The following is a 24062-nucleotide window of genomic DNA, read 5'->3' as shown; positions in this document are numbered from 1 at the left end:
ATTTCCGCGTACGCCCTCGCAACACCGCGACCCGTGGGATGGGGGCATGAGATCCACGGCCCTTCTTGCTCCGCTCGTGTTCGTCCTGGCCGCCGTCGTCGTCGGGACGGCGGGATGCGCCGCCGCGGGGTCGGGCGGAAGCCCCGGCATCCGTCCCGCCCTCTCGCCGATCGACCAAGGGGAGGTCCCCGACGACACGACCGTCTACGACACGGACGTCCCTGCCGTCGCCCGGCTCGACGGCGACCTGCGCGCGGCCCTGACCGCGGCATCCGACCGGGCGGCGGGCGAGGACATCACGCTCCGGATCAACAGCGGGTGGCGCTCGCCGGAGATGCAGGAACGTCTGCTGCGCGACGCCGTGTCGACGTACGGGTCGCTCGACGAGGCATCGCGCTGGGTGGCGACTCCCGAGACGTCGGCGCACGTGTCGGGTGACGCCGTGGACGTGGGCCCGTTCGACGGCGCCTACTGGCTCGATCTTCACGGGGCCGAGTTCGGCCTGTGCCGGACGTACGTCAACGAACCCTGGCACTTCGAGCTCCGCCCCGATGCGCCGATGGTCGGATGCCCGGACCAGTACCTCGATCCGACCGAGGATCCGCGGATGGCGGGATGATCCGATCCGGGTCGCGCGCGCAGCCGTAGGCTGGCTCGCATGAGCGACGGCGCAGGCGAGAACTGGTCCCGGAACATCCGCTACTCGGCTGAGCGGTTCGTCGCGCCGCGGACGGTCGACGAACTGCACGAGGTAGTCGCCGCATCCGATTCAGTGAAGGCGCTGGGCTCGCGTCACTCGTTCACGCGCATCGCCGATACGGCGGGGACGCTGGTGTCGACGGCTGAGCTCGACCTTCCGATCCGAGTGGATGCCGCGCAGAAGCGGGTGCGCGTCGGCGGCGGCGTTCGCTACGGAGAGCTGGCGCAGGAGCTCGACCGGCAGGGGTGGGCGCTCGCGAACCTGGCGTCGCTGCCGCACATCTCGGTCGCCGGCGCCGTCAGCACGGGCACGCACGGGTCGGGCGTGGGCAACCACTCGCTCGCCGCGGCGGTGACGGGTCTCGAGCTGGTCACTTCGACAGGCGAGCTGGTTCAGCTGACCGAACGCGACGACGCGCTCGCGGGGGCCGTCGTCGGTCTCGGCGCACTCGGGATCGTGACGACCGTCGAACTCGCGATCGAGCCGTCGTACGAGGTCGCGCAGACGGTCTACGAGAATGTGCCGCTTGAAGCGGTCCGCAAGAACTTCGACGTCATCGCCGGTTCGGCGTACAGCGTCTCGTTCTTCACGACGTTCCGAGAGGACATGTACGTCGACCAGGTGTGGCGCAAGGAGCGGACGGATGCCGCGGCGACCCCGATCCCCGCGGCGCTGCGCGATCGCGAGGCGTCGGGCGCCCGGCATCCGCTCCCCGGTGTCTCTGCCGCGTCGTGCACCGTGCAGGGCGGGAAGGCGGGGCGCTGGCTCGACCGTCTGCCGCACTTCAAGCTGGAGTTCACGCCGTCGAACGGCGAGGAACTGCAGTCGGAGTTCCTGTTGCCGTTCGCCGACGCGGTGGCCGCGTTCGACGCGGTGCGAGAGCTGAAGGATCGGCTGAAGCCCGTCCTTCAGGTGTGCGAGGTGCGCACGATCGCCGGCGACGACCTGTGGCTCTCGCCCAGCTCGGGCCGAGACTCGGTCGCGTTCCACTTCACCTGGACCGACGACGAGGCCGGGGTGGCCGAGGTGCTGCCCGAGCTCGAGGCCGCGCTGGCGCCCTTCGGTGCCCGGCCGCACTGGGGCAAGGTCTTCACCCCGCGCGATCCCGCGGAGCTGTACCCGCGGTGGGCGGAGTTCGTCCAGCTGCAGCGGGCGCTGGATCCTCGCGGTGCGTTCGTGAACGACTACCTCCGCGCGGTCGGACTGTAGGAGAGGCAGGCTATTTCCGGGACGCGCGGAGTGCGGGTCGCGCGGCTCGTCGCCGTCGCCCGTCGCTCTTCGCGCCTGGCTTGTGGCGCGTAGTCACGGGTCGTGCTCGCGAATGCACGGTTCAGCAACGTTTCAGAAGGGTGCGGGGTCTCCAGGTGACGCGGCGGCAGGGGTGAAGGCGACGGCCGGTGTGGGTGCGTCTTCTCTGTAGGTCCTGCCGAGGGGTGAGGTCCATTCGAGGACTCCACCCTGGAGTTGTCGGACTTTCCAGGCGGTGAACTGCTTCATCGAATGGTGTCTCTGACAGAGGTGGGCCAGGTTCGAGAGTTCTGTCTCGCCGCCGAGGGCGTGATCATGCGTGTGGTCTACTTCGCAGCGGATGGCGGCGACCCGGCATCCAGGGAAACGGCAGTGCTGATCCCGAGCTTGCAAGAACCGGCGCATCCCCGACGGGACACGGTACGAATCCGTGGCGACGGTGACCCCGGTGGTGGGGTCGTGGAACAAGCGCTCCCAAACGTGGGTCGCCCCGGCGAGAAGCCGGGTGGTCGCGGGGTCGATCGGCGAGCGTCCCGCGAGATCGCACGGCCCGTCATCTGCACCGGTGAGCGTCGCCGCGGGAACCAGAACCTGCACGCGGGCGCGGATCGCGCCGAGCGGTCCGGCGGTGGTGTCGCGCGTGTCATCGAGAGCGGGGGTGCCGGCGAGGAGCAGGTCGGCGAACACATCAGCCCGGACCTGATCCGTCGAGCGCCCATCGGTCGCGATCACGTCTGAGTTCGTCGCGCGCTCGCCTCGCGTGTCGACGATCGCCCGCGCCTGCTGCGTCAGCCGGTCGTGAATCCCTTCGGCGATCACCGTCGGGAGGGTCGCGATCAGATCGCTCATCCCATCCCGCCGGGGGACCAGCCGCACGCACCGCCCCGCCGCAGCTACCTCGTGCCGCTCCGCGAAGGTCCGAGGGTGCATCCGATGCGCGAGGATCTCCAGCTCGCCCCGCACCCGGTTCGGGGTGTCCCGTTCGCACCGATCGATCGCGACCTTCTCGAACTCCGCCCACAACTCGGCGGGCAGGTTCACCCCGGCATCCACGATCGCCGTGACATGTCCGCGCACGATCCGCCCGGCTTCCCACGCGGCCACCGCTGCCGGGAACCCCTCGATCGTCACCCGGGCCTCCCCGATCCGGCGTTGCACCGTCCGATCCGTCATCCGCATCGCCCCGGCAACTTCCGCGGCGATCGACCGCAGCGCCATGTCATGCAGGAGCACATTCGCGTCTGCGTGGGCGCTCTGTGCCTCGGCCACCCGCCCGGCCGCGGCCAGCGTACGAAGCTGGGCGATCTGCACAGACGCCATTCGCCGCTCGAGATCTTCGACGTCCGCAACGATCCCCGCGATCGCCGCGAGATACGCCTCGCCACCGGGGGTTTCCATCGCTTCCGTCATACCTGCACTATCGCACCAACCTCCGACATCGAGACCCCGAAAACCGCCGGAATCCGCGCTCCGGCGACACCTTGCAGATGAGAGATCGTTCATCCTCGGAGGCGTCGCGGTACCGAGCACCTCGTCGACGCAGACCCCTGCCTTTGCGGCATCCTGAAACCACCCCACGAGCGCTCCCAGAGGACCGATGCCCCACCTCCGCACCCGCCCCGGCGACCACGACGCGACGGTCAGCTTCTTCATCGTGCGCACCGACGGCCCGGAAGCGCGCCTGACCTACCACCTGCACCTCAAGGCGCAGAAGCTCATGATGTTCGGCGGACATATCGAGCGCGACGAGACACCCTGGGCCGCGGTGCTGCGCGAGCTCGTCGAGGAGTCCGGCTACCACCCGTCGCAGGTGCGCGTCCTCCAGCCGCGCGTCCGGATGAGGCAGGTGACGGATGCTGCGGCCCACCCGGTCCCCGTCATGTCGTCCACCGCCTGCACCTCAGCCGAACCGGTGCACTTCCACACCGATCTGCTCTACGCCCTCGTCACCGACGAGGAGCCGGTGGGCGCTCCGGATGCCGGTGAGTCCACGGACATCCGCGTGGTCACGCGCAGCGAACTCGACCGCATCCCCGACGAGGACATCGTGGAGATGTGGCGCGAGGCCGGACGGTTCATCCTCGATGAGATCCTCGACGCCTGGGAACCCGTTGCGATGGCCGACTACCCGGTCGCCGCGCCGCTCGTCGGCTGAGCGTCAGGCCTCGTCCGTCTCGACGTCGCCGTTCGCGATGGCGTCGGCGTAGGTGCGCAGGTCCGGACCCGGCTCCCAATCGATGAACTTGTCCTTCAGCGTGCCGGTCAATGCCGCGAAGGCCTCGTCCGAGGTCATCGCGCCCGACCCCGCGAGGTCCACGACGGCCTCCCGTAGGACGCGGTCGGCGTCGTCGAGGATCTTGCCGCGTGCTTCGTCGTTCCATCGGATCTCTGAGCTCTTCATGCCGGGACGGTAGCCCGCCGGCGGACACCGCAATCCGGGGTTGCGCTCCTGCGCACGATGCGCTTGCGCTCCGTACCCCATCGCCGCACCCCTGGCAACCGCATACCTCCTACCCGGCCCAGGCCGAAGGATGGCCGAAGCGGTCGAAGCTCGACTCCTCGGGTAGATCTGCCCGGTCGGGCCCCCGCAGGAGGAGTCGCCGTGAGCAGCACCACATCCCGAGGCGTCGCCGTCGTCACCGGCGGCAGCGCAGGACTCGGCCGCTCGATCGTCCGCGAGCTCGCCGACCGCGGCTGGGATGTCGCCGTCCTCGCCCGCGGCCGTGACGGGGTGGATGCCGCCACCGCCGAGGTCCGTGCGAAGGGACGCCGCGCCCACGGCATCTCGGTCGACGTCGCCGACCACGCCGCGCTCGACGCCGCCGCATCCGAGGTCGAAGCGGAGCTCGGTGAGATCGACCTGTGGGTCAACAACGTCATGACGGGGTCGATCGCCCCGTTCCTTGACACCACCCCCGAGGACTACGAGCGGGCGACGCAGGTCACCTACCTCGGCACGGTCAACGGCACCCGTTCCGCACTCCGACGGATGCGTGCGCGCGACCGCGGGCACATCATCCAGATCGGCTCGGCTCTCGCCCACCGCGGCATCCCGCTCCAGGCGGCCTACTGCGGCTCGAAGCACGCCGTCCACGGATTCACCGACTCGGTCGTCTCGGAACTCACCCACGAGAACAGCGCCGTCGCCGTCTCGATCGTCGACATGCCCGCGCTCAACACGACCCAGTTCGGCTGGGTGAAGTCGCCCTTCTCGAAGCACCCGCAGCCGGTCCCGCCGATCTACCAGCCCGAAGTCGGAGCGCGCGCCGTCGGCGACGTCGCCGACAAGCCCCGCCGCCGCACCTGGGTGGGGGAGTCGACCGTCGGACTCGTCCTCGGCACCCGCGTCGCGGGCCGGTTCATGGACTGGTACCTCGCCAAGAGCGCCTGGGAGGGCCAGTTCGCCGAAGACAAGGGCTCGTCGACGACGCCGCCGAACCTGTACGAACCGGTCCCCGGCGATCACGGAGCCCACGGCGCGTTCGACGACCGGGCCCGCGGCGAGAGCATCCAGACCCGCGCGCTGCGGCACCGGCCCGAGCTGTACTCCGCGGCATCCGTCGCCGTCGTCGCGGCACTCGCCGGGGTCGTGAAGCTGCTGCGGCGCTGAGCCTCCCGGGCCGCGCAGGCCCCGGGTAGCATCCCTACTCGTGCCCGCCTATTTCGAACGAACCGACGTCACCAGGTTCCAGCCGACGACATTCACCGGCGGAGCCTGGAACGTCACCGAGCAGCACGTCGCCCCGCCGATCGGCCTGCTCGCCCACGCGATCGAGGTCGATCACGCGGCGCGCAGCCCGCAGCCCATGCAGCTCTCGCGGCTGTCGGTGGACATCCTCGGGGTGATCCCGATCGACGAGGTCGAGGTGACCTGCCGTGTCCTGCGCCCGGGGCGGAGCATCGAACTCGTCGAGGCGACCCTCGCGCAGGCAGGTCGGCCGGCACTCAGCGCCCGCGCCTGGCTCATGCACACGCGCGACACCGACGCGCTCGCCGGGTCCGCGCACCCCGCGATGCCCCCGCGCGACGCGATCGAGCGCGCCGACCCCTCGTCGGCCTGGCCCGGCGAGTTCATCGCGACGGTGGGCGAGGTGCGCCGCCGGCAGGAGGCGCCCGGTCGCGCGTGGACGTGGATCCTCCCCGCCGTGCCCCTCCTCGAGGGCGAGACCGTATCGACGACCGCGCGCCTCGTCTCGCTCATCGACATCGCGAACGGCGTCACCCCGCGCGCCGACCCCCGCGACGTCGCCTTCCCGAACCTCGACCTCACCCTGCACCTCGTGCGGCAGCCCGAGGACGGCTGGATCGGGTTCGACACGACGGTCACCTTCGGCGCGACCGGCCTCGGCATGACCCACACCGTCCTCCACGACGAACGCGGTGTCGTCGGCTCCGTCGTCCAATCCCTCACCGTAAGGCCGCACCGATGACCCTTCCCCTCGCAGGAAAGACCGCCCTCGTCACGGGCGTCTCGCGTCGTCGCGGCATCGGCTTCGCGGTCGCCTCGCGCCTCGCCGAGCTCGGTGCGAGCGTCTTCGTGCAGCACTGGCGGCCGCACGACCTCGATCAGCCGTGGGGCGGGGACGACCTCCACGCGGTGCGCGACGGCATCCGCTCGGCCCTCGTCGGCGACGCCGGCTTCGGCGACGTCGAGGCGGATCTGACGGATGCCGATACGGTCCCCGGTCTCATCGACGCCGCATCCGCGCTCACCGGGCGCCTCGACATCCTCGTGTGCAACCACGCCAAGAGCGGCGACGACGGCAGCATCCTCGACATGACCGCCGACCGGCTCGACGCGTTCTGGGACACGAACGCCCGCTCGACGCTCCTGCTCACCGCCGAGTTCGCCCGCCGTCTGGCCCCGCCGCAGTCGGGTCAGCGGCGTCCGGGCGACGCGATCGAGGGCGCGAAACCGTACGCCGCGCCGACCGGTCGGGTGTTCTGGATGACCTCGGGGCAGGGCCACGGCGCGATGCACGGCGAGGTCGCCTACGCGACGAGCAAGGCGGCGCTCGCGGGCATCACCCGCACGGTCGCGGCGGAACTGCTCGAACTCGGGATCGTCCTGAACACCGTCAACCCGGGCCCCGTCAACACGGGCTACATGGACCCCGACACCGCCGACCGCGACACCTCCGCGCTCGAGGAGTGGCTCGGCTCGACGCCGTTCGGCCGGGTCGGCGTTCCGACCGATCCCGCCGCGCTCATCGGCTGGCTGTCGACCGCCGAGGGCGCCTGGATCGTCGGGCAGGTCCTCACCAGCGACGGCGGCTTCAGCCTGTAAGACGACATCCGCACGGCGGCTGGGGCAGGAGCAGCCTCACCCGGGCGGCGCAGGCATCATCCGCACCTCGGGTCGTGCATTCGTTACGGAGACCTGGTGCGAGCACGACCGATGTGGTGGGATCGGCGTCGGACGCTGCGGGGACTCGTCCGTTCCGGGGCAGTCGTTCTGCGAGTCGTACACGACGACGTTCGTGGGTTTCCGCATGGACGTGTGGCCCTGGCTCATCGCCGTCGTCGCCATCGTGCTGGTGACCGCCGTCATCGCGGTCCGTCGCCGCGGCGACCCGGCGGCTTAGAGTCTCTTCAGCACCCGTCACCGACGATGGGTGCGGCGGAGGAGACGCACGCATGACAACGGATGCCGCGGACGCGATCGTCGTCGGAGCGGGACTCGCGGGGCTGGTCGCCGCCTCCGAGCTCCTCGACGCCGGCAAGCGTGTCCTCATCGTCGAGCAGGAGCCCGAGGCGAGCTTCGGCGGGCAGGCGTGGTGGTCGTTCGGCGGCCTGTTCCTCGTCGATTCGCCCGAGCAGCGGCGCCTCGGGGTGAAGGACTCGCTCGAGCTCGCCCGGCAGGACTGGTTCGGCTCCGCCGGCTTCGACCGGCCCGAGGACCGCTGGCCGCGCGCGTGGGCCGAGGCGTACCTCGAGTTCGCCGCGGGTGAGAAGCGGGCATGGCTGCGTGAGCGCGGCATCCGCTTCTTCCCCGTCGTCGGCTGGGCCGAGCGCGGCGGCGATCGCGCGACGGCGCACGGCAACTCCGTGCCGCGGTTCCACATCACGTGGGGCACCGGGCCCGGCGTCCTCGAACCCTTCGTCCGCCGCGTGCTCGCGGGTGTCGCAACCGGTCGCGCCCGCATCGCCTTCCGGCACCGGGTCGACCGGCTCGAGGTCGAGGGCGGCGCGGTCGTCGGCGTGAGCGGCGCGGTCCTCGCCCCCGACACCGCTGAGCGCGGCGCCCCGAGCAACCGCGACGAGACGGGCGAGTTCTCGTTCCGCGCCGGCGCGGTGCTCGTCTCGAGCGGCGGCATCGGCGGCAACCACGACCTGGTCCGCGCGCAGTGGCCCGCCCGGATGGGGCGTGCGCCCGAGACGATGCTCTCCGGCGTTCCCGCGCACGTCGACGGACGGATGCTGGGGGTCGCCGAGACCGCCGGAGCCCACCTCATCAACGGCGACCGCATGTGGCACTACGTCGAGGGCATCCAGAACCACAGCCCGGTGTGGCCGCGCCACGGCATCCGCATCCTGCCGGGTCCCTCGTCGCTGTGGCTGGGTGCCACCGGTCACCGCCTGCCCACCCCCCTGTTCCCGGGCTTCGACACGATCGGCACGCTCGAACACATCGTGCGGGGAGGCCACGACCACAGCTGGTTCGTGCTCAACCAGGCGATCCTGAAGAAGGAGTTCGCGCTGTCGGGCAGCGAGCAGAACCCCGACCTCACCGGGAAGGATGTGCGACTCCTCGCGCAGCGGCTGAAGGGCGACCGGGCGACGGCACCCGTCGAGGCGTTCAAGGAGCGCGGCGCGGACTTCATCGTCGCCGACACGGTTCCGCAGTTGCTCGAGCGGATGCGGGCGGCATCCGCTCTGCTCGACATCGATCGCGTGCGCCTCGAACTCGAGGGCCGCGACCGCGAGATGACGAATCCGTTCACGAAGGACGCGCAGGTCACCGCGGTCCGGCAGGCGCGGCGCTACCGCGGCGACAAGCTGCTGCGCGTCGCGACACCGGGCCCGATCGCCGACCCGAAGAACGGACCGCTCATCGCGGTGAAGCTGCACGTCATCACGCGGAAGAGCCTCGGCGGCATCGAGACCGACCTGTCCGGTCGTGCGCTCGCCGCTTCGGGGGAGCCGATCCCGGGCCTGTACGCCGCAGGTGAGGCGAGCGGCTTCGGCGGGGGCGGCGTGCACGGGTACCGTGCGCTCGAGGGCACCTTCCTCGGCGGCTGCATCTTCTCGGGACGCGCCGCCGGCCGCGCGATGGCCGCCGCCGTCTGATCCTCGCGCGCGTTCCCCTGTCGCAACACGCCACGCGGAGCCGCACTTCGTGACAGGCGAGCGGCGTCCTGGCCTCGCCCGATCGTTCCCCTGTCGCAACACGCCACGCGGAGCCGCACTTCGTGACAGGCGAGCGGCGTCCTAGGCGACGGCGCCGGTCTGCGGTGGCTGGATCGGGGTGGAGCCGGTCAAAGGGAGCACGATCGACTCGGCGAGGGGGCGCGCCGCCTCGCGGAGCTGATCGAGCGCGCTGCGGGTGCGGGACTTCACCGTGGCCAGGGGAGTGCCCGTCATCTCGGCGATCTCGGGCTGGCTGTGGCCGCCGAAGTAGGAGAGCGAGACGACCTGTTCCTGCTCGTCGGGGAGCTTCCGAAGGGCCCGGTGATTGGCCGCGGTGCGATCCGGGGTGTGCGCCTCGGCGCCGGCGGGCCGCGCGTCGCGCAGGCTCTCGACGGCCTGCCGGTGGACGATGGCCAGGATCCAGGTGCGCGGGGACGTCCGGCGCGCCGAGTACCGTCGCGCCTCGTTCCACACCGACACGAAGGCGCTCTGCAGCACCTGCTCGGCGAGATGTCGGTCATCGGTCACGCGCACCGCGACGGCGAACGCCGCCGCGGATGTCGCGTCGTAGAGACGCGTGAAAGAGGCGACGTCGCCGGATGCCGACCGGGCGATGAGTCGCGCCAGCGCGGCATCCGTCGCGGACGCGGGTGTTTCGGACATGACTGAATGGTGCGCTTCCGCGACCCCCGCATCGAGCGCTTGCCGCACGGTCGGGGGAGTGCTAGGAGATTCCATTCATGTGAATCGCTTCACGTGTCGTCAGCGCACCGCTGCACCGAGCGTCGCCATCAGGCGCGCCACCTGCATCGCGAGGACCACGCGGTAGAGCGGTGCCATCACCCAGCCGAACGCGCTCCGTCGACGGGAGTAGGTGCGCTCCCAGGAGTAGTCGATGTGCACCGTCGTCCCACCGGCGGCGGGTTCCAGACGCAGGCCGATGCGTCGCGCGTTCGCCTTCGGTGCGTCGGGGTAGCGGAACGTCCAGGTCACGAGGAGCGCCTCGGCATCCATCGTCCGCGAGATGGACAGGTGACGGAACGCCGGCTTCGCTTCGACGTCGTCGCGAGGCGCTCCGGCCCATCCGCCGTCGGGTGCCTCGCTCACGTGCCCGACCGACTCCTCCCACTCCGGCAGTCGCTCGGGGTCGGACACGAGCGCCCAGGTCTCGTGGACGGGTGCGGCGACGAACGACGCGGCAGACCGGGCGAGCGGATGCCGCCGCCGCACCGTCGTCGCCGGCGGCAGCGCGCCGGCGGCATCGAGTCGCGCACGTAGATCGTCCACCGTCAGGTCCAGCCGGCGCAGCAGGGCCTCGATCGCACCGCTCGGCTCGTCGAGGAGTCGGCGCAGGATGCCGGAGCTCGTCCCGTCTCCCGGTGAGGTCAGCACCCGCTCGGCCACCGGAGACCACGCCCATCCGGCCGAGGGTCCGACCGCGATGTGGCCGGGCGAGAGGGCAGCCCCCGCTGCGCCGAGCGCGGCGAGGTGTGCGGCTTCCTCCGCGGCGACGGCCTCACGGACGGTCGTGATCGTCGCCCCCGCCGCTCGCAGGACCTGACCGGCATCCGCCTCGTCGAGGGTGAGGGCGAGGAACAGGTGCTCGACGCCGAGTTCGGTGCGGCCGGTGCGGGATGCCTCTTCCATCGCGTAGCGCGTGAGGCGATGCGCGTTCCCCAACGCCGTGGTCATCTTGCTCATGCTCTCCTCCGGGGGACCTCGATGGTCGGATCGATCCGCTTCGCATACTTCTTGTGCACGGCCTGGCGGGTGACGCCGAGCGCATCGGCGATGCCCTGCCACGACAGGCCGGCGCGCAACGCGGCCTCGACCTGCCGGAGTTCGAGAGTGTCGGCGAGGATGCGGAGCGATGCGACGGCGCGGAGCCCCGCGCGGGGGTCCGTCGTGTCGCTCGCGACCTCGATCGCGCTGGGAGTGTCCATGAAGCAACCTTGGTTGACAGAACGACGAGTTGTCAACCTTCGTTGCTCGACACGGCCACCGGTGCCGCATTCGTCGCGATTCGTCAAGGCGTAGGGATCGCTCATCCTGCGGTGGAAAGGTGACACCCATGACCGTTCCCACCATCACACTCAACGACGGACACACCATCCCCCAGCTGGGCTTCGGCGTCTTCCAGGTCGACCCGGCCGAGGCCGAGCGCATCGTCAGCGTCGCCCTCGAAGCCGGTTACCGCCACATCGACACCGCAGCCGTCTACGGAAACGAAGAGGGCGTCGGCCGCGCGATCGCGGCCTCCGGCATCCCCCGCGACGAGCTGTTCATCACCACGAAGCTGTGGAACTCCGAGCAGGGCACCGACACCCCCCGCCCGGCGATCGAGGCGAGCCTGCAGAAGCTCGGACTCGACCACGTCGACCTGTACCTGATCCACTGGCCGCGTCCCGACAAGAACCGTTACGTCGAGACCTGGCAGCAGTTCGAGACCTTCCGGTCCGAGGGTCTGACGCGCTCGATCGGCGTCTCGAACTTCCACCAGCCGCACCTGGAGCGACTGTTCGACGAGACCGACACCGTGCCGGCCGTCAACCAGATCGAGCTGCACCCGGCGTTCGCGCAGCGCGAGCTCCGCGCGTTCCAGGAGCCCAAGGGCATCCACACCGAGTCGTGGGGCCCCCTCGGGCAGGGCAAGTACGACCTGTTCGGCGAGAAGGCCGTGGCGGATGCCGCCGAGGCCCACGGTGTGAGCCCGGCTCAGGTCGTCATCCGCTGGCACCTGCAGGAGGGCCTCATCGTCTTCCCCAAGTCCTCGACGCCCGAGCGCATCGCGACGAACTTCGACGTGTTCGGCTTCGAGCTGAGCGCTGACGAGGTCGCCGGTATCAACGCGCTCGACCGCGGCCAGCGTGTCGGTGCCGACCCGGACACCGCCACCTTCTGATCCATCCACGAGGGGAGGGCGCCGAGGAATCGGCGCCCTTTTCTTGTGCGACCCCCCTTTCGGCTCCCAGGGTGAGCTCGGTACAATCGATCGTCCTCGAATCGATTCGAAATCCCCCGAAGCCCCGAAAGCCCGCATGGCCACCTCTTTGACGACGGGCCGCCCCTGGCGCGTCATCCTCCTGTTCACCCTGCCGCTCATGATCGGCAACGTGGTGCAGCAGATGTACCACTTCGCCGACACGATCGTCGTGGGTCGGCTGCTCGGCGTCGACGCGCTCGCCGCCGTCGGCGCCACCGGGAGTCTGCTCTTCCTCCTGCTCGGCTTCGCGTGGGGACTGACCTCGGGTTTCGCCATCCCGACCGCGCAGGCCTACGGAGCGATGGATGCCGCGGGCGTCCGCCGCTCGGTCGCGACCGGCGCGTTCCTCAGCGGCATCACGACGATCCTCCTGACCGTCGGCGCCCCCCTCATCGCCGAGCCGGCACTCGTCGCGCTGCAGACTCCGCGCGAACTCCTCGCCGACGCGACGGTGTTCACCCAGATCAGCTTCCTCGGCGCCGGTGCGCTGATGTTCTTCAACTTCCTCTCCGCCGTCATCCGGGCCATCGGCGACTCGCGGACGCCCCTCATCTTCCTCATCGTCTCGTGCGGGCTGAACGTCGTGCTCGTCATCGCCGCCATCGCCTGGCTCGGCATGGGCGTCGCCGGAGCGGCCCTCGCGACGGTGATCGCGCAGGCGACGTCGGTGCTCCTGTGCCTCGAGTTCGTGCGCCGCCGCATCCCCGAACTGCACCTGCGCCGCGAGGACTGGCGCATCACCCGCGCCGACATCGTCGCGCACCTGCGCCTCGGCCTCCCCATGGGGTTCCAGGCGTCGATCATCGCGATCGGTGCGCTCACCGTGCAGGTCGCGCTCAACACGCTCGGCGGCGAGGCGATCGCCGCCTACACCGCGGCATCCCGCGTCGACGGTCTGGCCGTCGCCCTCCTGCAGTCCATGTCGCTCGCCGTCTCGATGTACGTCGCGCAGAACTACGGCGCCGGTCGTCCCGACCGCATCCGCCGGGGTGTCGTGCAGGCGACGTGGATCGCGCTCGGCACGGCGGTGGCCCTCGGCATCCTGCTGATCTCCTTCGGCGGTCCCATCGTCCGGATCTTCGTCGGCGATGGCGCGGACGAGGTCGTCCATCTGGCCGTCTCGATGCTCGTGATCAACGGCCTGAGCTACACGGCCCTCGGCGTGCTGTTCGTCACACGCGGTGCGCTGCAGGGACTCGGCAACGCCGTCATCCCGACGGTCACGGGCGTCGTGGAGCTCATCGCGCGCGCGGCCGCGGCGATCCTGCTCGGCTCGCTGTTCGGCTTCATCGGCGTCGCGTGGTCGAACCCGCTCGCCTGGATCTCGGCCGCCGTCATCCTCATCCCGTCGTACATCCGCGCGCACAAGCGGTTGGCGACAATGCCGATGGCGCCCATGACGATCACCCCGACGACCCCGATCGCGGTCATCGGCCCGGTCGACGGATCCATGACGGTCGAGACGGTCGTCACGCAGCCGGTGCCGCTGCCGCAGCATCCGTCCCGCATGCGTCAGGCGCTCCGGCGTCGCCCCCGCGCTCCGCGTCGGCTCTCGCGCAAGCGCTGACCCCGCGGCGCCTCGCGCGGGTGCCGGCGCCGAGGTCCCACTCAGGCCGGGTACGGGCCCGCCATTCCCGGCCCGATCGGGACCTCGATCGGGCCCCAGGCCGCGGCCTGCGCGTCAGGAGGTCGCGCCGTCCTCCAGACGCGCCCGTGCGCGATCGTGGCGGCGGCCGATCTCGACCAGTCGGGTCGCGGCCCCCAGGCCCATCGGGGGAGTGTCGACGTAGATCGACTCCGCGGCCGCGACCCGATAGGTCTCGTGCCACACGCCGATCGCGCCCGGGTGCTTCCGCGCGTTGCGGTTGAAGCTCGTCCACGCGGGGCGGTGCGCCTGCTCGGGCGCCGACGCGTAGGCGTAGAGCTTCTCGAGCGACGACCAGTACTGAACGAGGTACGGCCCGCGGCGTCCGAGGAGCATCGTCGAACCGAGCAGGCCCGACTCGGGGTCGCTGAAAAGCTCGCCGAGCATCTTCGGCATGCTGGCGGAGACCGGCATCCACACGTCGGGACGCCACCACTTCTTGATCGTCATACCGATGTGGAAGACGACGAGTTCGCCGTCGTACGAGTGGGTCATGCGGGCCATGTCCACGCCTTTCGATAGTGTCGCTATCTAGAATGGATAGCGGTACTATCGATGTCAAGGGGGAATCGATGCGGATCTCAGAACTCTCCGCCGAGACGGGCGTCCCGGTCGCGACGATCAAGTACTACCTGCGCGAGAAGCTGCTCCCCGAAGGTGAGCGGACCTCTCCGACGCAGGCCGTGTACGGCCCTGCACACGTTGAAAGGCTGCGGCTGATCCGCGCGCTCGTCGACTCCCGCGTCGGGATCGCCGCCTCGCGACAGGTCATCGCCGCGCTCGACGATCCGCCCGCCAACCCGAACCATCTCCTGGGATTGGCGCATGCCGCCGTCTCGCCGCCGGCGCTCGACGATCTCGATCTGTCGGCGGCCGAAGCGCTGATCTCGCGGTGGGGATGGAATCCCGACGCCTGCGGTCCGCAGCAACTCGCCGGCGTCGCCCGTGCTCTCGACACCCTCGATCGGGCCGGCTTCACCGTGCCCGAGGCCACCATGGACGCCTACCTCGCCGGCATCCGTCGGATGGTCGACGCGGAGATCGACGCGATCCCCACGACATCGACCGACGCGGCGGTGCGGTACGTCGTGCTGGGGACGGTGCTCGTCGAACCGCTCCTCCTCGCTCTCCGTCGCGTCGCCGAGGAGTTCGTCTCGGGCGACCGGTACGGCGACGCGGTTTCCTGAGATAAACCTGGGGGTGCACAATCGGGGGATGACGACCGTCTTCCCCGCGTTGACCGAGACCCCCGACCCGCAGTTCGTCATGGTCGGCGACGGGTACCGGATCGCGACCTACGAGTGGGGACCGGCGGATGCCCCGACGGTGCTCCTCGTGCACGGGTTCGCCTCGAGCGCGCGTGACAACTGGGTCAACACGGGCTGGGTGCGCGACCTGCTGCGTGCCGGATACCGTGTGCTCGCCGTCGACCAGCGCGGTCACGGCGCCAGCGACAAGCCGCACGAGTCGCGGGCCTACGCGCTCCGGACGATGGTCACCGACGTCGAGGCGGTGCTCGACACCTACCTCGTCGACGAAGCGCTCTACGTCGGGTACTCGCTCGGCGCCCGCGTCGGCTGGGAGGTCGCCCGCGACCTGGAGCCCCGCATCCCGCGCGTCGTCCTCGGCGGCGTCCCCGACGGCGTTCCGCTCGGAAGACTCGACCTCGACCAGGTTCAGGCGTACGTCGATGAGGGCACGCCGGTGACGGATGCCGTGACCCTGAACTACATCACCCTCACCGAGCGCGTGCCCGGCAACGACCTGCGCGCCCTGCTCGCGATCGCCCGCGGCATGCGCGCGACCGGCACGGTCGACCCAGACCCGGGCAACGCTCCCGCCCAGCCGGTGCTGTTCGCGACGGGGACGAAGGACGGCATCATCGAGGGCTCCCGCACGCTCGCGGCGGCGACCCCCCAGGGCCGGTTCGTCGAGATCCCCGACCGCCACCACTTCAACGCGCCCGGCTCCCGCGCCTTCCGCGAGGCGGCGCTGGCCTTCCTCGCCGAGTAGGGCGCGGCATCCGTCGAGGTCCCGTTCCGGCCGGGAATCGCCGGGGCATACCCGGCCCAATCGGGACTTCGTGGCGGACTACGCTCGCGTCATGACAGACCTCTCGTCGTGGGGCGTGGCCTCCGACTCGCCGACGGCGGAGCACTACCGCACGTTCGGCTCCGTCGAGGCCCGCGGCTCGTCCGACACATACGAAGGCTGGGCCCTCGGCGTCGCGGACGACGCCGAGATACTCGCGCTGATCGACGAGCTGCCGCGCGCGAAGCGGCAGGCCAACCTGGTCTTCGCGGCGATGCGCGTCGCCGGTGTGCCGGTCGCGTCGTGGCGCGATGCCCGCGGCGCGGCGATCGCGCGCTGGCCGCGCATCCGCGACATCGCACTCACCCACGCGACCCAGACGAACGAAGCCGCGCGCTGCGCCGTGCTGCTGCCGCAGCTCGCGCGCATCCCCGGTCCGCTCGCGCTGCTCGAGGTCGGTGCCTCCGCCGGGCTCTGCCTGTATCCCGATCGCTACGCATACCGCTACACCTCCGACGACGGCACCGTCACGACACTCGACCCGACGGAACCGTCCGGCGTCGTGATCGACTGCGACTTCTCGGATGCCGCGCCCCCGACGCGCCTGCCCGAGGTCGTCTGGCGCGGGGGCATCGACCTGAACCCGCTCGATCCCGCCGACCCCGACACGCTCGCCTGGCTCGACGCCCTCGTGTGGCCGGAGCACGAGGACCGGCGCGCCCGGCTCCGTGCCGCCATGGCGGTCGCGGCATCCGATCCCGCACAGATCCGCGCCGGCGATCTCAACAACCTGATCGCGGATGCCGCGGCATCCGCCCCCGCCGACGCGACCCTCGTGGTCTTCCACACCGCGGTGCTCGCCTACCTGAGTCCCGAGGATCGCGAGCGCTTCCGCCGCACGATGGCCGACACGGATGCCGTCTGGCTCTCGAACGAGGGGCTCGGCGTGGTCCCGGAGTTCGAGCGGATCGTCCCGCCGGGGGAGCGGCACCGATTCGTCCTCGCCGTGGACGGCGAGCCCGTCGCCCTCACTCACCCCCACGGCCGCAGCTACCGCGGCCTCTGATCGCGCTCCGGGGACGCCACGCGCCGCTTCGGCGGCATTCCCGCGACACCACGCGTCCCCGGAACCGACCCCCTCGCCCCGCACCCCCGCACCTGGCAACATCGGCAGAAGACACCGAGAGGATCGACCATGGCAGGCAAGACCAGTGACGGCGCCGGCTTCAGCGACGCCGAGAAGGCGGCGATGAAGCAGCGCGCCGAGGAGTTCAAGGCGATGAAGGGACTCAAGGGTCTCGCGAAGATCGAGAAGGAGAACCAGGCCTGCCTCGACGCGATCGAGGCGCTCGAGGGCACCGACCGCATCGTCGCCGAGCGACTGCACGTCATCGTCCTCGAGGAGACGCCGCACCTCAACCCGAAGACGTTCTACGGCTTCCCGGCCTATGCGAAGGACGGCAAGGTCGTCGTCTTCTGGCAGCCGGCATCCAAGTTCACCACCCGCTACGGCACGGTCAGCTTCGACGAGACCGCGCAGCTCGACGACGGTCCCATGTGGCCGGTCTCGTTCGCGGTGATCGAGATGACGGATGCTGTCGAGCAGCGCATCCGCGAGATGGTCAGGACCGCGGCACCGCGAGACTGACGATCCGGTCGTCGCCCTCCCGCGGTGATCCGCGTCCGTCGGTGTTGTTCGTCAGGACGAACACGGTGCCGTCCGGGCCGACGGTCACGTCACGGAGCCGGCCGTAGTCGGCGCTGAGCTCGGTGGACGTCGACGGGTCCGCCACGGGGACGGCGCGCAGCACGCGCCCGCGCAGGTTGGCGATGAGGATCGTGTCGTTCACGATGGCGATGCCGCTGGGGCTGGCGGCATCCGTCGGCCAGGTCTGGACGGGATCGATGTACCCATCCGCCTCGCCGCCGGCGCCCTCGACGGAGGGCCAGCCGTAGTTGCCGCCCGGCTCGATGATGTTGAGCTCGTCGCGGTAGTTGCGACCGAATTCGCTCGCGAACATCGTCCCGTCCTCGGCCCACGCGAAGCCCTGCACGTTGCGGTGTCCGAGGCTGTAGACCGCTGACTGCGGGTCGGGATTGTCCGACGGGATGCCGCCGTCCGGGGCGATCCGCAGGATCTTGCCCGCCAGCGAGCCCGGGTCCTGCGAGGCCGGTTCGTCGCTCGTGTCGCCGTTCGCGATGTAGAGCATGCCGTCGGGACCGAACGCGATACGGCCCCCGTTGTGGTGGGTGCCGGCCGGCATCCCGTCGATGACGGCCGCCGGCTCGCCGAGACCGTACGAGCCGGGAGTCCCGGTCAGCGGGTACTTCTCGACGCGGTTGCCGCTGCGGGCGGTCGAGTAGACGTAGAGCGCGTCACCGTCGGTGGCGAGGCCCAGGAGCCCGCCTTCGTCGCTGTGCACGACGCCCTCGACGGTGGCGGCGACGCGCGTGGTCCCGTCGAGGGATACCTCGAGGATGCGGGCGGTGTCCCGCTCGCTGACGAACACGACGTCGCCGACCACCGCCATCGACCACGGAGCGTCGAGCCCGCTCGCGACGGTGCGGGGCGTCACCGGTACGGGCGTCGGCGTCGGTGTCGCGGTGGGGGTCGGGCGCGGGCTCGCGCTCGGCGCCGAGGAGGGTGTCGGGGATGCGGCGTCGGGGTCCTCCGCCGGCGTGCACGCGCTGAGCAGCAGGGCGGCGGCGACACCGACCCCGGCGACGGACGAGGAGGTGCGGCGACGCGGCGACATGCGCCCAGTCAACCGCATCGGGCCCCGCGGAGAGCGAACCCAGGTGAACGACCTAAACTGGGGGCATCCCGTTCCTGTCTGTGAGAACCACGCCTGTGTCTGACGTCGCCCCCCGCACCTTCGAGGTGCGCCACCTGCAGATGGGTCGCGCCCTCTTCGCGGCTCTCGCGGCGATCATGATCACGTTCTCGGTCGACCATTCCGCGCCGGTCGGGATGTCGGTGTTCAGCGGGTTCGCGATCGCCACCGCGCTGATCCTCCTGCTCTCGGCCTGGCTCGTCTTTCGCGCCGGCGAGCGTTGGCAGGCGGTGCTCCTCGGCACCCTGACCTTCGTCGCCGGGATGGTCGCGTCGTTCCCGGCGCTCCGCACGGTCGACGGCTTCTTCACGACCGTCCTCGTCTGGGCGCTGGTGACGGGGGCGGCCGAACTCGTCATCGGCGTCCTCGGACGCCGTCGCGGCGACGCCGCCGCGCGCGAGGCCGTGTTCGTCGGCAGCCTCACGGTGCTCCTCGGCGTCGCATTGCTGTTCGTCCAACGGGACTACCTGCTCGAGTACTACATCGCCCAGGCGCGACAGTCGTTCAGCCTCACCGGCATCACGATCGGCGTGGGTGTCCTGGGCGGCTACGCGGCGATCGTCGCCGTGTACTTGGGAATCGCGGCGTTCTCACCCCGCCCCGACGCGGCGGCCGCCGTCGAGACGGCCGACACGGATGCCGCTGGAGGCCGCGCATGAGCGAGAAGAACCCCACCCGTCGTGACCTGATGCGTCCGGTGCAGCTGCTCGGATTCGCCCTGCTGGCGGCGGTGTTCGCCGGTGTCGTCACGCTCGTCTCGATGGGCGTGCTGCAGGATCAGCGGCCGGGGAGCGACGTCGACCAGCACCTGCGTGCGTGGGCTGTCGCCGGCATCGTCACGGGCATCACCTTCATCGCGACCCTCGTGATCATGGCGCTGTCGCTGCTCGCCGTCGACCCCGCGCAGATGGCCAAGCCGGTCGAGCGGGGACTGCTGCTCGACGCCGAGGACGAGTCGACGCCCGGTGAGGGCGACGCGGGTCGCCGTCCGGCCCCGCCCTCCGGGCACTGACCCGGGCTTCGGTCTGCGCTGCGGTTCGGCCTGCGCGGTGCGCCGGCCAGCGCTGCGGCATCCGCTCGGCCCGGTTGTCGCGTTCGGTCGCGTCAAAGTGCGGCCTCGCGCGCGCTGAACCCGCCATTCGGCGCGACTGAACGGTAGGGCCGGCGTCCAGCCGCGTCAACGTGCGACTTCGCGCGCGCTGAACCCGCCATTCGGCGCGAGCGGATGCCGGGCCACACGCGCGGCGACCGACCGCACGCCTGGCGCCCCAGACCGCGCGCGTCAGCGCAGCAGGTCGACGAGCCGGTCAGCGACGCCCGCGTAGCCGGCGGGCGTCAGGGCGAGCAGGCGCTGCTTCGCGGCATCCCCGATGTCGAGCCCGTTCACGAACTCGGCGAGCTCCGGAGCGCCGACGCGGCGGCCGCGGGTGAGGTCCTTCAGCAGCGCGTACGGGTCGGTGATCTGCGAGCGGCCGGCGACGATCTCGGCGCGGACGACGGTCTGGATCGCCTCGGCGAGCACTTCCCAGTTCGCGTCGAGGTCCGCGAGCAGCACGTGGCGCGATAGCGAGATCTCGGTGAGGCCGCGCTGCAGGTTGTCGAGCGCGAGCAGCGAGTGCCCGAACGCGACGCCGATGTTGCGCTGCGTCGTCGAGTCGGTCAGGTCGCGCTGCTGCCGCGAGGTCACGAGCGTCGACGCGAGCGTCCCGAACAGGCCGCCGGCGATCTCGAGGTTCGCTTCGGCGTTCTCGAACCGGATCGGGTTGATCTTGTGCGGCATCGTCGACGACCCGGTCGCCCCCGCGACGGGGATCTGGGCGAAGAAGCCCATCGAGATGTAGGTCCACACGTCGGTGGCGAGATTGTGCAGGATGCCGCCCGCGTGCCGCACGCGGTCGTAGAGCTCGACCTGCCAGTCGTGCGACTCGATCTGCGTCGTCAGCTCGTTGAAGCCGATGCCGAGACCCTCGATGAAGCCGCGCGACAGGGCGGGCCAGTCGACGTCGGGCTCAGCGGCGAGGTGCGCCGACCACGTGCCGGTCGCACCGGAGAACTTCGCGAGGTACTCGCCATGCGAGATCTGCGCGGCGACGCGCTGCAGGCGCCAGGCGAAGACGGCGAGCTCCTTGCCCATGGTCGAGGGCGTCGCCGGCTGACCGTGCGTGCGCGACAGCATGACGGCATCCCGGTGCTCTTCGGCCAGCTGCGTCAGCGACTCGACCACGGCATGGAGCTTCGGCAGCCACACGCGCTCGACGGCGCGCTGGACGGTGAGAGCGTACGAGGCGGAGTTGATGTCCTCGCTGGTGCAGGCGAAGTGCGTGAGCTCGGCGATCGGGTCGAGTCCGAGGGTCGAGAGGCGGTCGCGCACGAGGTACTCGATCGCCTTGACGTCGTGGCGGGTGACCGCTTCCTTCTCGGCGAGCCAGCCGATCTCGTCGGCGCCGAAGTCGCGGTAGAGCGCGCGGAGCGACTCCTTCTGCGCGTCCGTCAGCGCGGACGAACCGAACAGTCCGCGATCGGTGAGCGTGATGATCCACTCGACCTCGACCTCGACGCGGGCCCGGTTCAGGCCGGCTTCGGAGAGGTACTCGGTCAGGGGAGCGACGGCGGGGGCGTAGCGTCCGTCGAGGGGGCTCAGCGACATCGAGGGCAGGGAGGACACGCGACTCCGTTCGGTGGGGGGTGCGCTCACCGGCGAAGCGCGGGTTCGAGCTGCCGGAACAGAGCCCGGCTCGCGCTCTCGATCATACCGAGCACCTCGTCGAACATCGTGGGGCCGCCGTAGTACGGGTCCGGGACGTCGAGCGCACCGTCCGCGCGCGCGTCGAAGTTCAGCAGGAGTGCGAGCTTGTCGACGTCAGCGGGGCTCCGTGCCCACTCCGACAGGATCCGTTCGTGCGAGCGGTCGAGCGCGATCACCAGGTCGTTGCGGTCGAAATCCTCACGCGAGAACTGCTTCGCCCGGTGGCGGGTGCCGTCGTAGCCGCGCCGCTCGAGCGCATCGAGGGTGCGGCTGTCCGCGCGCTCCCCGACGTGCCATTCGCCCGTGCCGGCGCTCGTCGAGACGACGCGGTCGCCGAGTCCCGCCTGATCGGCGAACCACCGGAAGACGACCTCCGCCATGGGGGAGCGGCAGATGTTCCCGGTGCACACGAAAACCACGCGAAAAGCATCATCGGGCGCGGGCACCACTCCATTGTGCTGATCGAAGCGCCTTCTGCACAGACCGGGGGGTTCCTGAGGCATCCACCGGGCTTCGTCAGGGTCGCTCGCAGACGGATGCCGCGGGCCACCCTCGACGCATGTCCGATGTCGTCGCGCCCTACCCGTACCTCTGGGGCACCCCTCTCGAGGAGCGTCTCGCCACCTTCGATCAGGCCCTGGCCCTCCTGCGGCAAGCTGACGGGGAGGCACTTCGCCTGCTCGCCGACGTCCGCGGTCTCGCGCACCTCGTGGATTGGAGTGCGGATGCCGCCGATGCATTCCGCGCAGCGGTGTCGGCCTGGGAGAGCGAGCTGGTGCAACTGACCGCCGTCATCCAGGCCGTGATCGACCAGACCTGTCTCGACCGGCGTGTGGCGGAGGCGGCGGGCTGATGGGCGATCTCGAGATCCGCAGCGGGCGGGTCGTCGCGGTGGACACCGAGACGCTCCGACATGCGGCCGCGCGAGCCGACCTGGCCGTGGCCGATGCGGAGACGCTCGGCACGACGCTGCGACAGGCGGACCAACTGCTCGACATCACCGTGACCGGTGTGATGGTCGGCCACCCCGTGACGATCGCTCAGACGGTGACCGAGCAGGGGCGGATGCTGGTGACCGCGCTGCGCGACACCGCAACGGCCTACGAGCTCGTCGAGCTGCAGGCGCGTCACGCTGCCGCGGCGGCAGGGGACGCCGCGGATCGTCGTGACGCGGTGCTTCTCGCCCGCCGGATCGAGCAGCTCGAGGCATCCTCTCCCGCGGCCGCAGCGCTCGCGGAGCAGGCGGTCGCCGATGCTCCGAACCCCTTCGCGACGGTCGCGCGCGAGCTGTTCTGGCCGAGCCTCCTCCTCGGCACGCTCGGCGCCGGCACCATGGGTCTCTACGGCGCGGGCGCGCTCGCGATCCGCGCTGCGGGGAAGGGGGCGATCCCCGACGGCAGCAGACTCGTGGGAACGCCGAGGACACCGACCGTCTCGCTGATCACGGTCGCGAAGGGCAGGGCGCCCGAGTCGATGTCGGCCCTCGCCCGGCGGCAGCCGTCGACGGAGCGACCGGGAGACATCCGCGTCGAGCGGTACACGATGCCCGGCGGAGGTCGGCGGTTCGCTCTCTACGTCTCGGGGACGCGCACCAAGGGCGACGTCGGCACCTTCGGCATGAGGACGAATGTGCCCCTGTACCTCGGTGCCGCGTCGTCGTCCTATGAGTCCGTCCGGATCGCGCTCGAGAAGGCGGGCGCGAAGCCGGGCGACTCGGTGATGGTCAGCGGGCATTCGCAGGGCGCGATGATCGCCAGCCGCGTCGCGCTCGAAGAGGAGTACGAGGTGCCGATGCTGGTCGGATTCGGCAATCCCGTGCAGGCCGACGTCGGCGCCGACACCCTGCAGGTCGACCTCCGCCACAGCGACGATCTTGTGCCCCTCCTGGCCGCCGGAGGGCATGACGGATCGATCGGCGCTCAGGGCAGCATGGTCGTCGAGCGGGACGTCAGTCCTTGGCCGGGTCTCGACTCCCACCAGATGGATGCCTACACCGAGACCGCCGAGATGCTCGACGCATCCTCCGACCCGCGGGTGGATGCCGTCCGGCAGCGTCTCGCCGAGTTAGGGCAGGCCGTATCGGTCGAGGTGTTCGTCTACGACACCGAGGAGGGCGTCACGCCTTCGTCTGCGGACGCAGGATGATCCCGAAGACGAAGTTGATGATCGAGATGATGAGGGCGGCGACGACGCCGAGCCAGAAGGACTCGACCGTGAGGCCCCAGCCCCACCACTCGGTGAACCATCCGGTCAGCCAGAACAGGAAGCCGTTGATCACCAGGGAGATGAGACCCAGGGTCAGGATGTAGAGCGGGAAGGCGAGGATCTTCAGCACCGTCCCGATCACGGTGTTAACGATCGCGAACACGGCCGCCACGGCGAGGAGCGACAGCACGAGCTGCAGCGTCTCGCCGGGGGCGAACGGGGTGACCTCGACGCGCAGCGGCTCGATGAGGGTGACGACCCAGATCGCGAATGCGTTGATCACGACGCGGATGATGAAGCGCATGCTCGCAGTCTCCCAC

At 70.6% G+C, this 24062-nt stretch carries 27 protein-coding genes; 17 read left to right on the top strand and 10 right to left on the bottom strand.

Annotated elements, in window-relative coordinates; all coding sequences use genetic code 11:
• The first annotated feature begins 46 nt into the window (after positions 1-46).
• Both Q9S78_RS01455 and Q9S78_RS01450 read left to right on the top strand, forming a co-directional pair.
• The gene (locus Q9S78_RS01455; protein ID WP_311868434.1) at positions 47-619 is read left to right on the top strand and encodes a M15 family metallopeptidase; all 573 of its coding nucleotides are present in this window, start codon (positions 47-49) and stop codon (positions 617-619) included.
• A gap of 39 nt (positions 620-658) precedes the next feature.
• Positions 659-1909: an FAD-binding protein gene (locus Q9S78_RS01450; RefSeq protein WP_311868432.1), complete on the top strand. Its 1251-nt coding sequence runs from the start codon at positions 659-661 to the stop codon at positions 1907-1909.
• Positions 1910-2041: 132 nt separating this feature from the next.
• On the opposite strand, the gene Q9S78_RS01445 is transcribed toward Q9S78_RS01450, so the two are convergent.
• On the bottom strand, positions 2042-3358 hold the full coding sequence (locus tag Q9S78_RS01445; protein ID WP_311868430.1) for an HNH endonuclease signature motif containing protein: 1317 nt from the start codon (positions 3356-3358) through the stop codon (positions 2042-2044).
• Positions 3359-3545: 187 nt separating this feature from the next.
• Here Q9S78_RS01445 and Q9S78_RS01440 point away from each other — a divergent pair, with 187 nt between their 5' ends.
• Positions 3546-4103 (top strand): NUDIX domain-containing protein, encoded by a 558-nt coding sequence (locus Q9S78_RS01440; RefSeq protein WP_311868428.1) that lies wholly within the window; start codon positions 3546-3548, stop codon positions 4101-4103.
• A 3-nt stretch (positions 4104-4106) separates the two neighbouring features.
• On the opposite strand, the gene Q9S78_RS01435 is transcribed toward Q9S78_RS01440, so the two are convergent.
• The gene (locus Q9S78_RS01435) at positions 4107-4349 is read right to left on the bottom strand and encodes a hypothetical protein (protein WP_020098378.1); all 243 of its coding nucleotides are present in this window, start codon (positions 4347-4349) and stop codon (positions 4107-4109) included.
• A 201-nt stretch (positions 4350-4550) separates the two neighbouring features.
• On the opposite strand from Q9S78_RS01435, the gene Q9S78_RS01430 reads away from it, so the two are divergent.
• The 4 genes from Q9S78_RS01430 to Q9S78_RS01415 all read left to right on the top strand — a co-directional run bounded on the left by Q9S78_RS01430 (position 4551) and on the right by Q9S78_RS01415 (position 9238).
• A complete protein-coding gene (locus tag Q9S78_RS01430) occupies positions 4551-5558 on the top strand; it encodes an SDR family oxidoreductase (RefSeq protein WP_311868426.1) in 1008 nt (335 codons plus the stop codon).
• Between the two features lie 40 nt (positions 5559-5598).
• On the top strand, positions 5599-6378 hold the full coding sequence (locus Q9S78_RS01425) for a thioesterase family protein (RefSeq protein WP_311868424.1): 780 nt from the start codon (positions 5599-5601) through the stop codon (positions 6376-6378).
• Complete coding sequence (locus tag Q9S78_RS01420) at positions 6375-7235, top strand: SDR family oxidoreductase (RefSeq protein WP_311868422.1); 861 nt, start codon at positions 6375-6377, stop codon at positions 7233-7235. The genes Q9S78_RS01425 and Q9S78_RS01420 overlap by 4 nt, the downstream gene beginning before the upstream one ends.
• Before the next feature lie 350 nt (positions 7236-7585).
• Positions 7586-9238: an FAD-binding dehydrogenase gene (locus Q9S78_RS01415; RefSeq protein ID WP_311868419.1), complete on the top strand. Its 1653-nt coding sequence runs from the start codon at positions 7586-7588 to the stop codon at positions 9236-9238.
• Between the two features lie 141 nt (positions 9239-9379).
• Here Q9S78_RS01415 and Q9S78_RS01410 read toward each other — a convergent pair whose 3' ends face one another.
• From Q9S78_RS01410 to Q9S78_RS01400, 3 genes are all read right to left on the bottom strand, one after another.
• Complete coding sequence (locus tag Q9S78_RS01410) at positions 9380-9961, bottom strand: RNA polymerase sigma factor (RefSeq protein ID WP_311858349.1); 582 nt, start codon at positions 9959-9961, stop codon at positions 9380-9382.
• A 99-nt stretch (positions 9962-10060) separates the two neighbouring features.
• Positions 10061-10999, bottom strand: coding sequence for an SRPBCC family protein (locus tag Q9S78_RS01405; protein ID WP_311858348.1), 939 nt, complete (start codon positions 10997-10999; stop codon positions 10061-10063).
• On the bottom strand, positions 10996-11241 hold the full coding sequence (locus Q9S78_RS01400; protein ID WP_311868417.1) for a hypothetical protein: 246 nt from the start codon (positions 11239-11241) through the stop codon (positions 10996-10998). The genes Q9S78_RS01405 and Q9S78_RS01400 overlap by 4 nt, the downstream gene beginning before the upstream one ends.
• 128 nt (positions 11242-11369) lie before the next feature.
• Here Q9S78_RS01400 and Q9S78_RS01395 point away from each other — a divergent pair, with 128 nt between their 5' ends.
• Together Q9S78_RS01395 and Q9S78_RS01390 are read left to right on the top strand one after the other, a co-directional pair.
• Complete coding sequence (locus Q9S78_RS01395) at positions 11370-12200, top strand: aldo/keto reductase (RefSeq protein WP_020098387.1); 831 nt, start codon at positions 11370-11372, stop codon at positions 12198-12200.
• Between the two features lie 136 nt (positions 12201-12336).
• The gene (locus tag Q9S78_RS01390; protein WP_311868415.1) at positions 12337-13848 is read left to right on the top strand and encodes an MATE family efflux transporter; all 1512 of its coding nucleotides are present in this window, start codon (positions 12337-12339) and stop codon (positions 13846-13848) included.
• Positions 13849-13962: 114 nt separating this feature from the next.
• Here Q9S78_RS01390 and Q9S78_RS01385 read toward each other — a convergent pair whose 3' ends face one another.
• Positions 13963-14430 carry a DUF4188 domain-containing protein gene (locus Q9S78_RS01385; protein WP_311868413.1) on the bottom strand — a complete coding sequence of 156 codons (468 nt, stop codon included), beginning with the start codon at positions 14428-14430 and terminating at the stop codon, positions 13963-13965.
• Between the two features lie 68 nt (positions 14431-14498).
• Between Q9S78_RS01385 and Q9S78_RS01380 the strand changes: the two genes are divergently transcribed.
• The 4 genes from Q9S78_RS01380 (at position 14499) to Q9S78_RS01365 (ending at position 17605) form a co-directional block, all read left to right on the top strand.
• On the top strand, positions 14499-15113 hold the full coding sequence (locus Q9S78_RS01380; protein ID WP_311868409.1) for a MerR family transcriptional regulator: 615 nt from the start codon (positions 14499-14501) through the stop codon (positions 15111-15113).
• Between the two features lie 28 nt (positions 15114-15141).
• Positions 15142-15939 carry an alpha/beta fold hydrolase gene (locus Q9S78_RS01375; protein WP_020098390.1) on the top strand — a complete coding sequence of 266 codons (798 nt, stop codon included), beginning with the start codon at positions 15142-15144 and terminating at the stop codon, positions 15937-15939.
• Positions 15940-16030: 91 nt separating this feature from the next.
• Entirely contained in the window at positions 16031-17023 is a 993-nt protein-coding gene (locus Q9S78_RS01370) for a DUF2332 domain-containing protein (RefSeq protein WP_311868407.1), read from the top strand.
• Between the two features lie 129 nt (positions 17024-17152).
• Positions 17153-17605 (top strand): hypothetical protein, encoded by a 453-nt coding sequence (locus Q9S78_RS01365; RefSeq protein WP_311868405.1) that lies wholly within the window; start codon positions 17153-17155, stop codon positions 17603-17605.
• Here Q9S78_RS01365 and Q9S78_RS01360 read toward each other — a convergent pair.
• Positions 17580-18713 (bottom strand): PQQ-dependent sugar dehydrogenase, encoded by a 1134-nt coding sequence (locus tag Q9S78_RS01360; RefSeq protein WP_311868403.1) that lies wholly within the window; start codon positions 18711-18713, stop codon positions 17580-17582. The genes Q9S78_RS01365 and Q9S78_RS01360 overlap by 26 nt on opposite strands.
• A gap of 95 nt (positions 18714-18808) precedes the next feature.
• Between Q9S78_RS01360 and Q9S78_RS01355 the strand changes: the two genes are divergently transcribed.
• Both Q9S78_RS01355 and Q9S78_RS01350 read left to right on the top strand, forming a co-directional pair.
• On the top strand, positions 18809-19450 hold the full coding sequence (locus Q9S78_RS01355) for an acyl-CoA synthetase (RefSeq protein ID WP_311868400.1): 642 nt from the start codon (positions 18809-18811) through the stop codon (positions 19448-19450).
• Complete coding sequence (locus Q9S78_RS01350) at positions 19447-19803, top strand: hypothetical protein (protein ID WP_116227728.1); 357 nt, start codon at positions 19447-19449, stop codon at positions 19801-19803. The genes Q9S78_RS01355 and Q9S78_RS01350 overlap by 4 nt, the downstream gene beginning before the upstream one ends.
• Before the next feature lie 270 nt (positions 19804-20073).
• Here Q9S78_RS01350 and purB read toward each other — a convergent pair whose 3' ends face one another.
• Positions 20074-21456, bottom strand: a complete 1383-nt coding sequence (purB, locus tag Q9S78_RS01345) for an adenylosuccinate lyase (protein ID WP_311858334.1) — start codon at positions 21454-21456, stop codon at positions 20074-20076.
• A gap of 26 nt (positions 21457-21482) precedes the next feature.
• On the bottom strand, positions 21483-21956 hold the full coding sequence (locus Q9S78_RS01340; RefSeq protein ID WP_018187685.1) for a low molecular weight protein-tyrosine-phosphatase: 474 nt from the start codon (positions 21954-21956) through the stop codon (positions 21483-21485).
• 140 nt (positions 21957-22096) lie between these two features.
• Here Q9S78_RS01340 and Q9S78_RS01335 point away from each other — a divergent pair, with 140 nt between their 5' ends.
• The gene (locus Q9S78_RS01335) at positions 22097-22390 is read left to right on the top strand and encodes a hypothetical protein (RefSeq protein ID WP_311858332.1); all 294 of its coding nucleotides are present in this window, start codon (positions 22097-22099) and stop codon (positions 22388-22390) included.
• The gene (locus Q9S78_RS01330; RefSeq protein WP_311868398.1) at positions 22390-23682 is read left to right on the top strand and encodes an alpha/beta hydrolase family protein; all 1293 of its coding nucleotides are present in this window, start codon (positions 22390-22392) and stop codon (positions 23680-23682) included. The genes Q9S78_RS01335 and Q9S78_RS01330 overlap by 1 nt, the downstream gene beginning before the upstream one ends.
• Here Q9S78_RS01330 and Q9S78_RS01325 read toward each other — a convergent pair.
• On the bottom strand, positions 23654-24046 hold the full coding sequence (locus tag Q9S78_RS01325) for a phage holin family protein (RefSeq protein WP_018187682.1): 393 nt from the start codon (positions 24044-24046) through the stop codon (positions 23654-23656). The genes Q9S78_RS01330 and Q9S78_RS01325 overlap by 29 nt on opposite strands.
• Positions 24047-24062 lie beyond the last annotated feature (16 nt).

Origin of the sequence: Microbacterium aquilitoris (assembly GCF_031932285.1) — a bacterium.
Classification (GTDB): domain Bacteria; phylum Actinomycetota; class Actinomycetes; order Actinomycetales; family Microbacteriaceae; genus Microbacterium; species Microbacterium aquilitoris.
Note: the sequence above shows the minus strand (reverse complement) of the source record. Positions and strands in the feature narration are given on the sequence as shown.